General features: G+C 57.7%; 7 protein-coding genes and 1 tRNA gene. 6 read left to right on the forward strand and 2 right to left on the reverse strand.

Annotated elements, in window-relative coordinates; all coding sequences use genetic code 11:
* Positions 1-182: 182 nt before the first annotated feature.
* Positions 183-247, reverse strand: a tRNA-Phe gene (locus AO501_RS30960).
* Positions 248-420: 173 nt separating this feature from the next.
* On the opposite strand from AO501_RS30960, the gene AO501_RS40880 reads away from it, so the two are divergent.
* Genes AO501_RS40880 through AO501_RS36525 form a run of 3 tightly spaced genes read left to right on the forward strand, consistent with a single transcriptional unit; the run spans position 421 to position 6,054 of the window.
* A complete protein-coding gene (locus tag AO501_RS40880) occupies positions 421-1,911 on the forward strand; it encodes a rolling circle replication-associated protein (protein ID WP_055581400.1) in 1,491 nt (496 codons plus the stop codon).
* 55 nt (positions 1,912-1,966) lie between these two features.
* The gene (locus tag AO501_RS36520; RefSeq protein WP_082658943.1) at positions 1,967-4,171 is read left to right on the forward strand and encodes an ATP-dependent endonuclease; all 2,205 of its coding nucleotides are present in this window, start codon (positions 1,967-1,969) and stop codon (positions 4,169-4,171) included.
* Positions 4,168-6,054: a UvrD-helicase domain-containing protein gene (locus AO501_RS36525; protein ID WP_082658944.1), complete on the forward strand. Its 1,887-nt coding sequence runs from the start codon at positions 4,168-4,170 to the stop codon at positions 6,052-6,054. Before AO501_RS36520 ends, AO501_RS36525 begins: the two co-directional genes overlap by 4 nt.
* Before the next feature lie 73 nt (positions 6,055-6,127).
* Here the strand turns inward: AO501_RS36525 and AO501_RS30970 are convergent, their stop codons facing one another.
* Positions 6,128-9,172 (reverse strand): Eco57I restriction-modification methylase domain-containing protein, encoded by a 3,045-nt coding sequence (locus AO501_RS30970; RefSeq protein WP_055581401.1) that lies wholly within the window; start codon positions 9,170-9,172, stop codon positions 6,128-6,130.
* A gap of 29 nt (positions 9,173-9,201) precedes the next feature.
* Between AO501_RS30970 and AO501_RS30975 the strand changes: the two genes are divergently transcribed.
* From AO501_RS30975 to AO501_RS30985, 3 genes are all read left to right on the forward strand, one after another.
* A complete protein-coding gene (locus tag AO501_RS30975; protein ID WP_055581527.1) occupies positions 9,202-10,815 on the forward strand; it encodes a class I SAM-dependent methyltransferase in 1,614 nt (537 codons plus the stop codon).
* Between the two features lie 318 nt (positions 10,816-11,133).
* Complete coding sequence (locus AO501_RS30980) at positions 11,134-11,556, forward strand: hypothetical protein (protein WP_055581528.1); 423 nt, start codon at positions 11,134-11,136, stop codon at positions 11,554-11,556.
* Positions 11,553-12,902: a hypothetical protein gene (locus AO501_RS30985; RefSeq protein WP_055581402.1), complete on the forward strand. Its 1,350-nt coding sequence runs from the start codon at positions 11,553-11,555 to the stop codon at positions 12,900-12,902. The genes AO501_RS30980 and AO501_RS30985 overlap by 4 nt, the downstream gene beginning before the upstream one ends.
* The last annotated feature ends 16 nt before the right edge of the window (positions 12,903-12,918 follow it).

Below are 12,918 nucleotides of genomic sequence, written 5' to 3' on the forward strand. Positions count from 1 at the left end.
CTGCCGATCTTGTGGGGCGACGCTGTCCGGGGCGAGCACGGCTGGTGCGACTTCCTCCACGAATCCCGGTTGGATTTGGCGCGGCTGTGCGGCAGCCTGCTCTTGCTCCTCACCGGAGCGAGAGCCTGGTCCCTGGACGCCTACCTGGCGCGCAACGCCCATACGGCGGCGCAGTGAAGAAGTGGCCAGGGGCGGGATCGAACCGCCGACCTTCCGCTTTTCAGGCGGACGGATTAGCCGCTGACCTGCGGATTAACGGATTTCATGCGTCATATGTGGCGCGCTGAGCGCGTCTGACGCATGCCGTCTGTCCGGCGACCGGACAGAAACCGGACACAGTGACAGCACTCCCAACAGGGAACCCTTCGTCGCCCATCACTTGATGACGCGTGCCTTGGGCTCCCGGGGAGTAGGTACCCGATGCCCAGCATCTCTGTGCCGACCGTGCGCTCTATTGGCGTTGCGGCGGAGCAATCACCTCTTGGACCGACCACAACCCGAACGGCCAGCCGGAACACGGCCGGAGCCGCGGACGCCGGTAGACCGCGAGTGCCCGAGGCCGCCAAGGCCGCAGGGCGCGAGAGCGACAGCGGTCGGCCGGACGGCGGTAGCGGCGTAGGCCGTGTTCCGGCTGGGACCAACGGGCTTGTTATATGTCCCAAAAGTGTCCGCGACGGCGTAGATGTCGGGGGTTCTGCGGAGTTCTCGGCTGCGGATGCACTGGGATTGCGGTTTCCGACTCCTGACAAGGTGGCCGCGGCGGCGGCCTTGTTTGAGCCGGCGCAACCGTGGGCTTCCGGGCCGGATCGGCTGGGGGTCGAACCTGAGTCAGGTCGGTTCCGGATCACTATTGGTCCCGGCGTCGTTCGGCTGGGCTGGACTAGGCCCGTTCGTGCTGAGAAGGCGTCTGAGCGGGCCGTCGATCGACATCGCCTCGACGTAGCCAACGAGGAGGATCGGGTAAAGGCCGGCCGGGACATGCCCGATCCGCGCGGGCGCACGATCACCGAATGGTCCCGAAAGTCGCGGGCGGCGATGTGTCGCACGTTCGCCGAGCTCGACTACACGCCATTGGCGGAAAGCGGACGTGTGCCTGCGATGGTTACGCTGACCTATCCAGGCGACTGGGAAACTGTTGCGCCGGATGGAGCCAGTGTTAAGCGGCATATGGTGTTGTGGCGCAAACGGTTTCAGCGCGAATGGGGTGAACCGGCGCGGTACATCTGGAAGCTTGAGTTCCAGCGGCGCGGCGCACCGCATATTCACCTGTGGATGGCTCCACCGCACGGTGTCGGCCGATCAGGCCGCAAGTTCCGGGATTGGCATTCGCAGGAATGGGCGGACATCGTCGGCCATCCTGACGCCGAACAGGGCACCCGGCACGTGCTGGCCGGCACAGCTGTCGACATTCTGAACGGGTTGCGTGCCTGCGACCCCAAACGCTTGGCGATTTACTTCACCAAACACTCGTCACCGAATCAGGAGGGAGACAAGGAATATCAGCACATCGTTCCCCAAGCTTGGCGGGCGCCGGGACGCGGACCGGGTCGCTTTTGGGGCGTCCACGGGCTGCAGCGAGCTACCGCAGTCGTGGAGATCGCCCAGGACGCATACCTGATGGCCCGGCGGATCACCCGTCGCTGGTCTCGCTCGCAAGCAGCGTACGGCGATTGCACGCGTCGCTTTCCCACCGCAGTCGTTCCGCGAATGGCACGCGTCGCAGTTCAACGAGGGGACACTCAGACCGGCAAAGTCCGCCAACGCAAGGTCCGCCGGCGCCGGCCGCTGTGTGGTCAAAGCGGCCTGGCCGGCGGCTACGCGCTCGTGAACGACGGCCCCACCTTTGCGTCTCAGCTCGCAATGGCTTTATCGGCACATCGGCTGTCGGCACATCAAGCAGTGCAGCGCTAACATGATGCAATGAACAGCGGAAAGATAGGAAACGGCGCCTTCACCAGGACCTTTTATGCACATTAAAACATTCCGTGTCAAGAACTTTCGCCGTCTAAAGGATGCGCGAGTCGACCTCGAGCAAGATAAATCCATATTTGTCGGCGCTAACAACAGTGGCAAGACCTCAGCGACGCATCTTTTCCAATTGTTCCTTAATAAGCAGTCACGCGGCAGTTTTAAAATCTATGACTTCACGGCGGACTGCTGGAGCGAATTCAACTCATTCGACTACGAAAACGGAAACCCCGACACGGACCTGCCGCAAATTACTTTTGACGTCTGGTTCTCGGTCGACGAGGACAACTTGCACCGCGCCCTCGATCTCCTCCCCAGTCTTGATTGGGATGGCAGGCTTGTCGGCTTACGGATGAAATACGCGCCACGCGATGGAGCGCAGCTCATTGCTAACTATACTGAAGCTCGCCGGAAGGCCGGGCCTGCCGGAGACGACGAAACTGGATCTTACAAACCGTGGCCGCAGACTATGGTCGACTATCTAACCAAGCGATTACAGCAAGAATACGAAATCAAGTACGCGAAACTGGATTCCAAGCAGTGCGACAATGATCTCAATCCTCTACCAAATTATAAACCTCAGTATTTTGGTACGCACCTCACGGGCGCTGCCAAGATCGTCGATGCTATTGTGCGGGTTGATTTCCTCAACGCTCAACGTCATCTTTCCGATCTCGACTCGCATGGCAGAAGCGAAGAGCTATCAAAAAGGCTGAGCCGGTTTTATGACAGAAATCTAGAAAAGCTCGAAAATGATCTCGATGCCCTCGGTGTCATCGCGCAGTCCGAAGAGCGTTTGAATGAACACTTCGCGCAGGTATTCAAACCGACTCTAGACCGACTGGGCCAAGTTGGTTACCCGGGAGTAGCGAACCCTCGCTTACTGGTGAAAGCATCATTCAACGCATACAACATACTGACCTCTAGCGCTAGCGTTCACTACGAATTAGCCGGAGGCGATTTCCCTGAACCTGCCACTATTGGGATAACATTACCGGACCAATATAACGGACTTGGGTTCAAGAATCTAATCTATATGGTAGTAGAAATACTTGATTTTAATCAAGCGTGGAGGGAGTCACCCGAAGAACGTCCCCCTGTCCATCTTCTGATCATTGAAGAGCCTGAGGTTCATTTGCACGCTCAGCTTCAGCAAGTATTCATCAAGAAGATAATTGAAATTTTACCCGATCCCGAAGAAGCATTTACTACGCAGCTTATTGTAACTACACATTCACCACACATCATCTACGAAAGTGATTTCACCCCGATTCGGTACTTTTGCAGATTGGGTTCGCCGAACGGTCTGCAGCTGAGCGACGTAAGAAACCTATCCCTATTCTATGACAACGAAGCAGGACCGACGCGGGAATTTCTTCAGCAATACATTAAATTGACTCATTGCGATCTGTTTTTCGCCGACGCCGCGGTGCTGGTAGAAGGAAACGTTGAACGACTACTGTTACCGCTAATCATCGAGCGCAATGTTCCCAATCTCCGTTCCTGCCATCTAACGATTCTTGAGGTTGGCGGTGCTTTTGCACACCTTTTCGAGAATCTAGTTGCATTTCTCTCGCTCCCCACCCTAATAATCACAGATCTAGACAGCACTGATCCGACTAGTTCAACTGACGATGAGGACGAAGTAACCGATGGGCCAGCCTCTCGGGGTAGGGCCTGTCCCGTCAGTACGGCGGGAGCGGTGACCTCCAACCAAACTCTAAGAAGTTGGCTTCCCAAAATGGAGTCTATTCAGGCCCTCCTTGCGGCTGACGAAGGCACGAAGGTTTTGGGCGCCGCGGATGGATCATCAGGGGCGGTTCGTGTTGCGTACCAGACAGTCGAGACAGTTTCCTGGCAAGGAGAAAGCGAGGAGCGGGCCGCACGGACGTTGGAGGAAGCCTTCGCGTTGCAAAATCTAGCGTGGACACAAGGGAATGAGGGGTCGCAGTTGGGGCTTCGGATTAAAGATGCCACCAACCTGAATATCGACGACTTACACGACCGGCTTTTCAAACGTGTGAAGAGCTTTGATAAGACGAAGTTTGCCCTTGCAGTTATCGCTGCAAAAGACGCTCAGTGGCAATCTCCAAAATACATTGTTGAGGGACTCGAATGGTTGCTCACCAAAGTTGCTCCTCCTGCCGCTAGCTTAAATTCGAAATCAGAAGCCGACCCTAGCGAGCTACAGGATTCTAAATGACCTTGAGAGTCAATGCTCCCGACACTGATGCTGACATACGCCTGCGCGAGGTCCTCGATATGGCTCCATTGACCGGGTTCACGGTTGTTGCGGGCGCCGGGTCCGGTAAGACAACGTCGCTTGTGAAGGCTTTGGCCTATGTGACGGACAAGCAAGGGCCAGATCTATCAGCGAATACCCAGCGCGTAGCGTGCATAACCTACACAGAAGTGGCCGCGCGTGAGATTCACGACGAGATCGGTAATGATCAACTTGCTTCGGTCTCTACTATTCACAGTTTTCTATGGTCGCTTATCAAGCCGTTTCAAAAAGATATCGCCCTTTGGGTAAAAGTTCGTATCGGCGAAAAACTAGCTGAACTCCGAGAGAAGCAGTCGAATTATTCCAGTCGCACATGGCAAAGCACCATCGACAAGGACACCGCTGATATGGAGAAGCTCCACCGTCAAGCGGCAGCTATTGACTCTATACGAGTGTGGACATACGGGATTGGTGGCGATTACGCCCGAGGCATACTAGGCCATAACGACATTATTCAGATGGTGCCGCAATTAATTTTAGAGCGCCCACTGCTGGCACGCATTCTTGCAAGGCAATATCCCATCGTCTTCGTTGATGAAAGTCAGGACACGTTCGCGGATGTGGTCATCAGCTTGAAATACGCATGGAAAATAGCTAATGGAAAGATGTGCCTTGGTTTCTTCGGCGATCCGATGCAGCAGATTTATCTGACAGGAGTGGGAGAAATCCCACGTGAGCCAGGCTGGGAAAAGATAGATAAGCCCGAGAATTTCCGCTCGTCTAGACGGGTGCTTAAGTGCGTCAATGCAGTTAGGGCAGAAGGTGACCAACTACAGCAGATATCAGGACTGCGGCCAGAAGAACAACATGAAGGCGAGGCCTTTTTCTTTGTGCTCCCAGCAGACGATGAAAGAAGCTCCAACCTAGAACGCGTGAGAACCTGGCTCGATAGCCACAGCACAGCAGGCAACTGGACATTAAGTGACCGTGAAGGTGGCTCGAAAGTTCTCCTGATCGTTCACAGAATGGCCGCTGAAAGGTTGGGATTCGCTGCATTATATTCTGCGTTTCACGATAACGGTGCAGGTAATCTAAGCCAGGCTTTCGACGAGGGGGCAGCTTGGCCGCTCACGCCTTTCCGTGATGTAATCCTGCCGCTTTGTTTGGCGGCTGAGCCGACGTCCCCCGAAGTGTTAGAAGTGTTGAAGCTTAATAGTCCGCTGATACGCAATGCACGCGCGTCGCGGCAGATTCGAACAGCGCTGAGTTCCGGCCGGACCGGCGTCGACGCACTCCGTTCTCTAGCAAGTGAACAGTCGACAGCTGATCTGGGCGGGCTTTTAAGGCTCGCGGCTGAACGCGACCTGATCGAGCTAGACCCTCGTATGGCTGCGTATCTCCAGCCTTCCGGCGAGCACGGCGATGTAGTTCTTGACGAAGCTGTCTTAGCGGTGCTCCGAGCGATGGAAGCATGTAGCCTCTCCGAGCTCACGGGCTACTACAACTACATCAAGATGGAATCTCCCTACTCAACGCAGCATGGAACCAAGGGAGCGGAGTTCGATCGGGTAATTGTAGTGCTCGATGATGATGAAGCTCGTCACAATCAATACTCTTTCGACAAGTTTTTCGGACTTAAAGAACTCTCGAAAACAGACCGAGAAAACCAAGAGGCAGGTAAGGATTCGGCGGTGGAACGAACTCGTCGGCTTTTCTATGTTTGCGTGTCGCGGGCGAGGAAGTCACTCGCGATAGTGCTATTTGCGAAGAATGTTGCGGCGGCCACGAGCAGTGCGCGAGATTCTATACTCGGCGAACACGTTGAAATTAAGACTTTGGATGATCTGGCGGGAGTTCATTAAAACCGGCGAAGGGTGTTACCCAAGAAATTGGAACGGTATTGATTCATCGCTTCGCTGAGCGTAGATAGTCGCACTAGTCGTCTGCAATGGCTAACGAGTCGTCGGCCATCAACCCGTAGCCCGCAGCGACGGCCTCGTTGACCTGCTGCCGGAGGACTTCATGCCTGCCCGCTAACGTGGTACGTATCGTGGTGTCTTGCTCAGTGCGCAGCCGCTTTTGGATATCTTGCATCTCGGCGATGTCGTTTTCGATTTGCTGCTGGGCCGCATCGGAAAGCATTGGTATGGGAACGTTCTTTATGAACTCCTTTCGGTGAACAAGATAGGAACCTCGATACGCCCGGCCGCGCGATGCAATGTATGCGTCGACAGCAGGGTGCGAAAGAACAGCCTGGATCACACGAATTGAGTACGGGCAGTTCTGTGTCGGGCGCAAGAAGTAGTAAGGGCCACCGTCGCCTCCACCTGGGGCGACGAGGCCTTCGTCATCCAACACGTACTGAGGTGTTAATGACAGGACTCGCAGGATGAGCTTGGGCTCGTCAAGCTTAGTCAATGATTGCGAACGACCGTACGCCCAAAATCGATCCCCCGGATCTGGCGATACGTCTCGTGCACCAAGATCCGCGTGCTTGCTGGTGAGGTACTCCAGCGCCATTGGAAAATCGGCCGCCATCCTCTCAGCCGAGTAAACCGTTGCCGTACCACGTTTTCGACCCGGCGTGGGTGGCACGACCTCGTACGGGAAAATAACCAAAGCGTCGGGTTCTGGGTTCCGGCCGTAAGGCTGAAACCGTCTATCTTGCACAGCTTTTCGCAGAATTCCTCGTTCGATCTCATTTAGCTGCCCGGTGCCGGGGTCTCGGAACTTTACAATCTCGCCAGTCGATTCTGGCAGTGGCTTTATGAAGAAGACTTTGTCGCAGGACGTTTGCACCCCGACGAATACGTTCACCCAGTCGTCATCGCAGAGCCGAGCGATCGCAGATTCATCCATTTTTCGAAAGACATTGGCACGCGCCTCGCTCATGATCGGCCACACTTCGGCGCCGAGCGAGGAGCGGTCGATCTGCGCTAGTTCAGAGCTGCCGGATTCGTGCCAGGCGTGGAGATCGCGGACCAGTTCTAGCTGCGCGGGACCGCTTGATGGTGGTCCGATAAAAATCAATGCCGTGTAGGTAGTTCGCCCTTCAAAAACTTGCTCTTCGCCGAAGTGGACGAGCCGTAGCAATCGAGGCCCAAGCAGCCCACGGATCGTTCCGGCCGGGACAAGGTTGGTGAACCGGTTGGGCAGGATGTAGGCGAGGTACCCATCCGCAGCAAGGAGCTTGAATGCTCGCTCCACCACGAGCTGGTACAGGTCAAAGTTGTGCGACAGTGCGCTCTCGTAACCGCTTCGCGCGTCTTGGAAGTACGCCAGTTGGTCCGGCATGAACTCCGACAATGTCTGGATTCGGACGTACGGAGGATTGCCGACGATGAGATTGAATCCTCCGTTCTGCAACACCTGGGTGAACGCGGAAGTCAGGTTTAGTGGCGCGACCGCAGCCCGGCGCTCTGGGATGACAGCGGCGCTCGGAACAAGGTTGTCAAAGTCGGATTCGATCAGCGCATTACCGACCAGCAGATTTTTCGACAGGTCGGGCAGCAGATTGCGGCCACGGTCTAGGTCGACCACCTCGTCGCCGAGCACAGCGAGGAGAAGGCTGAGCTTCGTGACTTCGACCGCTGCTCCGTCGATGTCGACGCCGAAAAGATGATCTTTAACAAGTGCCGAGCGCTCGGCGAGGCCTACGTCGTTTCCCGCCGCGACTTCCGCGTCAACGAGCCGCTCAAACACCTCAATCAAGAACGATCCGGAGCCTAGAGTGAGATCCAGTATGCGAAGGTCTACCGATGCCGGCTGCTGCGGCACGAGCAGACCGTTTAAGCCTCCGGCAACTAGGTGCTGTACCACCCAAGCGGGTGTCGGGACAACGCCTCCCGCATGGGTCAACTCTGGTTTCTGCGCAAGCGACACTCTTCCGCGATCGTCGAACTCGACCCGCTCGGCTAGGTATTGCTCGTAGACTGCCGCCAGGATGTCGGGCCGCAACACGCCAAATGCGAACTTGCTTCTCGGCCAGTACATCTCGTTGATCACCGACGTAAGTGCTACCCCGGTGAATTTGGTGGTGTTCAAAACGTCGAATAGCCCGGCGTTAAAGGTTCGGTCCGCAGACCGAAACACGCTAAGCAAGCCGTCTGACTGGGCTGAGGTGAGAAGTGTCTCGTATTGCCCGATGTTGCGGTCTTCGCACACCCGGAGAAATAGAAGCGCATTAAGCAACCGTTGAGTCCGGCGACCTACCTCGGCGGCTGGCAGGTCGGGGTTGCAAAACGCGATGTCCGATGCGAGGGCAAGCCGCCAATTGCGGAACTGCGTGAGGAAGGACCGGTCGAAGGTAGAAGTCCCACGCGGGGGTTCCACGTAGGAGTAGAGGTCGTAGTAGCCATCGCTGCTGACGGACTCAAACGAAAGGTGTAGCCATAGGTAATCGAAGCGGTCGAGATATTCCGATAGTGTGATTCTGCCGCCTGGAATTACCGCGACATCAGGACTGTCTCCTTCACGGGGTTCGACGGTGGTGTCATAGATAACCGTTTCGGCGACGTTGATTAGAACGGCAGCCGGCACTTTGAGGGACCAACCGTATGAGCGGGCCTGCCGTGCGGCATCCGCACCCGTAGAGAGTTTGACCGACGGCTTCTTCGCCTCGATCGGGAGGCGGTCCTGTCCGTTACGCCGAAGCCGGTAATCCGGCCGACCACCTATGTCGCTTTCGCTCCCCCGCTCGAGGACGACCTCACGACGAACTTGTGGCAACCCAGCGTCGTTATGCACGTCCCACCCAAAGATGCGGAGGAACCGGTCGATGAACTCACCCCGGACCTCGGCTTCCGTGTACCGAGAGTTGACACGTTCGAGGTCAGCAGATTGTCGCTGGTAATCGGCGACAAACTGCGCCATTGCGGCCCGCGCTTGCTCCTTCGACAAGCGCTGGTGCGGCATACTCCGACCGTAGGTGCTGTGTAAGTGTTCGTAGGGCGGCACGCCGACCGCATCGATAACCGCCATTGTCGGACCTACGGGTGAGGATGGACGCTATGGCGAAGTTCGCGGCGAAGGCCGCACCTGAAGGGGAGAAGCTGCGAGGCGGGTACTACACGCCCGATCCGATCGCTCGTTTCATCGCGAGATGGGTTGGCGTGGACGGCGGGCGCGTTCTCGAACCTTCGTGCGGCGATGGTGCGATCCTTCGCCACCTGGTCACAGCCACCACGGCTCCGAAAATCACGGCGGTCGAACTAATCGCACACGAAGCAAAGAAGGCGACGGCTAAGACTGGTGTGCCGGTTGTGGTCGGCGATTTCTTTTCTTGGTTTGAGAAGCGCCGCCACGGCGCGTTTGACGCAGTAGCGGGTAATCCGCCTTACATCCGTTTCGGCTCATGGGAACCGACGGCACGGGATCCGGCACTTGCACTGATGAGGGCGCAAGGTATGCGTCCGACCCGCCTTACGAACGCGTGGGTCCCGTTCGTTGTCGCATCGGTCCTTGCAGTGCGCCCCGGAGGCCGCATCGGCCTCGTGCTGCCAGCCGAGCTACTGCAAGTCGGGTATGCGGCGGCACTGCGGTCGTACCTGATTGACGAATGTGCCTCGATTACGCTGGTGTCATTCAAACAGCTTGTCTTCCCGGGCATTTTGCAAGAAGTAGTGCTGCTGCTGGCCGTCCGTGGCATCGGCCCTGCCGAGGTCAAGACCGTTGAATTGCCAAATTCCGACGATTTGAACGGATTTGATGGAGCTACGAAGGCTGTAGCCCGAGCCCACCTCCATGAATCCGAGAAATGGACAAAGTACTACCTGGGCAGTGACGCTATTCGCTTGATCCGTCGAATTCGTGAAGGCGGCCGTCTTCAGCCGCTGAGCCGATATGCGGAAGTCGACGTCGGAGTCGTGACGGGCAGAAATGCATTCTTCTGCTTGTCGTCGGCCGAAGCCGGCCAACGTGGGCTCACGAAGATGACGATGCCGCTGCTGTCGCGGAGTGTGCAGGCACCCGCTCTGAGTTTCACTAGCCAAGACCTCGAAGCGCCAAATGGTGTAGCTGCACCCAATAGACTCCTTGCAATCCCCCCCGGAATTAACTTGCGTCGCAACAAGATGCTGGCCGCATACCTTGCAGAGGGCGAGTCCGACGGCGTCCCAGACGGTTACAAATGCAGCATTCGCCGGACCTGGTGGGAAGTCCCGTCGACGTGGGTGCCTGACGGATTCATGCTGCGGCAGATAAGTACACACCCGCGCGTCATCGCTAACTTGGCGGGAGCGACGAGCACCGATACCGTACACCGCGTCCGCGTGGCAGAAGGCGTGGAGATCGAACGCCTAGCCGCTGGCGCGTTCAACTCAGCCACCTTTGCGCTCTCGGAGGTCCTGGGGCGAAGTTACGGCGGCGGGATCCTTGAGTTGGAGCCGAGCGAGTGCGAACACCTGCCGGTCCCCGATCCAGCGATCGTGCCCGCGACCCTCCATCAGAAGGTTGACGAGCTACTACGCGAGCGCAGGATGGAAGACGCATTAGACCTCGTCGACGAAGAGGTGTTAGTCCAACGGCTTGGATTCGACCACGACGATGTGACCGCCATGCGACAAGCCTGGGTTGCCTTACGCGATCGGCGCAGGGCACGGTCGAAACGGAGACCAAGTCGCTAACGCGACGCCGTTGACTACTGAGCGGACGGTGTCGTCCGTCATGGCCCAGTGATCGACGATCGTGACCTCAGGAACCAACGGGTCCGACGGACTATCAGGGCAACGCTGAAGTCGGTCCTGACAGTCCCGCGGGCGACCCAAGACGTTGAGCACGCCGGAGTCAAGTCTGCGAAGCCACGAAGGATCGTATGTGCTCCGGCTCGAGATCATTGCGCGCCGAGGACAAGATTCTCAAAATATTTTTGGTCGACTGTCGCGTAACCCCTACCGCGATGGGACGATTTACTCATTGGAGCAGTCCCAGTGGAAGGTCAACAGGTGTCAGTACCGAAGTGGCTCAAGGTTTCTCACCAACAGGTGTTCCCCCACCGAGCGTTCGTCGTGTCCGAGGTGACCGCGGTAATCGACTACGAGCGGTCGACCAAGGACAACAAAGTCCAGGCGGCTGATCGAGAGTCAGGCCATCCGCTATGGCAGGTCGAAGTCCTCGACGGCGACCCGGCCGCGACCAAGCGAGCACGGACAATCACCGTCAAATTCGCGAACCCGAAGCAGCCTGACAGCCCACCTAATACAAGTGGAATGCCCTTCACACCAGTAGTTTTCGAAGGCCTGTCCATCTTGCCGTATGTGGACCGCTCAAGCGAAGGCGGTCGTATCGCGTGGTCGTTTCGGGCCTCGAGCATGGCCGCCGACACAGGCAAGGCAGCATCGTCAGGATCAGGCCGCGCGTCGGCATGAGCCAGTTCGACGACCCCTACCCCGCAATACCCAACGATCCATATTCAGTGCCAGATGCCGACGTCGGGATCGATCTCGACTACCTTGCACACCTGTTAAACCTCTGCACCGCATGGCTCTTCGGCCTGATTATCGCTGTGAGTGTCGCACTCGTCGTCTGGCGACTGCGATCACCTGTCACATACGAGCGTTACTTTGGCAGACATGCACGGCAGGCCCGCTGGATGCTCTGGAGCTTGACCGCCTGGCGACGAATCGCCAGGGACTCCGGCCTGTCAACCTCAAGGAGTGTGACTCGAAAAGACATGCAGGGCAAGCCAACCACGAAGACCGAGTGGACTCACCCCGAGATCCTCGGAATACGGATGTCCGGCCACTGTCTACACATGAGCGTCCGCACACGGTCGGGTCAGACCGTGGACGACCTCGAAAAGGCGGTACCCGCTATTCGTGACGCTGTCGGAGCACATTCCGGTCGTTCGACGGTAGTTGCACCAGGCACAGTACGCATGGAGTTCGTTATGGCGGAACAACTATCGGTCGTTGAGACCGCGAAACTGCCAACCAGAAGCGACGCGAGCGCCGTCGACATCGGCCGACGCGAGAACGGGTCGACGTGGCGTCTTCCCATAGCCGGGCTACACACCTTGACAGTCGGGTGCTCAGGCGCGGGCAAGGGCTCGATCTTCTGGGGCATCGCCGGTGGACTGGGCCCGGCCGTCAAATCGAAAACGGCACTGCTGTGCGCGATCGATCTCAAGTACGGCATCGAGGTATCGGTCGGATCTGACCTCTTCACCAGAATCGCAACGACAGAGACCGAGGCCGTCCGACTACTCGCCAAACTCGAAGAGGTACTGGACATGCGCGGGCGAGAGATGGCCGGCCACAAACGCTCTCACACACCAAGCAGCGATAGTCCGCTCGTCGTGCTGCTCATCGACGAAATGGCCGGTTTGACCGCTTACGTCACGGATGCCGCGCTCAAGAAGCAAATCGCGGCGTCGCTATCCCGCATCCTGACAAAGGGGCGTGCCGTTGGCGTCGTCGTCGCCGCCTTCATGCAGGACCCGCGCAAGGAGATCCTCCCTATGCGCGGACTTTTCACCCAAACCATCGCAATGCGGTTGCGGTCGCGCGAGGAGGTCACGATGGTCCTGGGCGACGGCGTGGCTGATCGCGCGCCCGCCCACCGCATCAGCCCGAGTGAGCCGGGCACCGGATACGTCGTCAACGAGGACGGATCAACGATGCGGGTTCGAGCCGACTACTGGCCGGACACACTAATCCGCTCCGTTGCAAGCGAATACAGATACACGCGCCGAGCCCACACCGGGCAGGCATAGAGCTGAGGACATGGAC

Origin of the sequence: Mycobacterium gordonae (assembly GCF_001417955.2) — a bacterium.
GTDB lineage: Bacteria > Actinomycetota > Actinomycetes > Mycobacteriales > Mycobacteriaceae > Mycobacterium > Mycobacterium gordonae_B.

Coding starts and splice junctions, on each gene's coding strand:
- AO501_RS40880 (WP_055581400.1), top strand. CDS start 421: ATGCCCAGCATCTCTGTGCCGACCGTGCGCTCTATTGGCGTTGCGGCG.
- AO501_RS36520 (WP_082658943.1), top strand. CDS start 1,967: ATGCACATTAAAACATTCCGTGTCAAGAACTTTCGCCGTCTAAAGGAT.
- AO501_RS36525 (WP_082658944.1), top strand. CDS start 4,168: ATGACCTTGAGAGTCAATGCTCCCGACACTGATGCTGACATACGCCTG.
- AO501_RS30970 (WP_055581401.1), bottom strand. CDS start 9,172: ATGGCGGTTATCGATGCGGTCGGCGTGCCGCCCTACGAACACTTACAC.
- AO501_RS30975 (WP_055581527.1), top strand. CDS start 9,202: ATGGCGAAGTTCGCGGCGAAGGCCGCACCTGAAGGGGAGAAGCTGCGA.
- AO501_RS30985 (WP_055581402.1), top strand. CDS start 11,553: ATGAGCCAGTTCGACGACCCCTACCCCGCAATACCCAACGATCCATAT.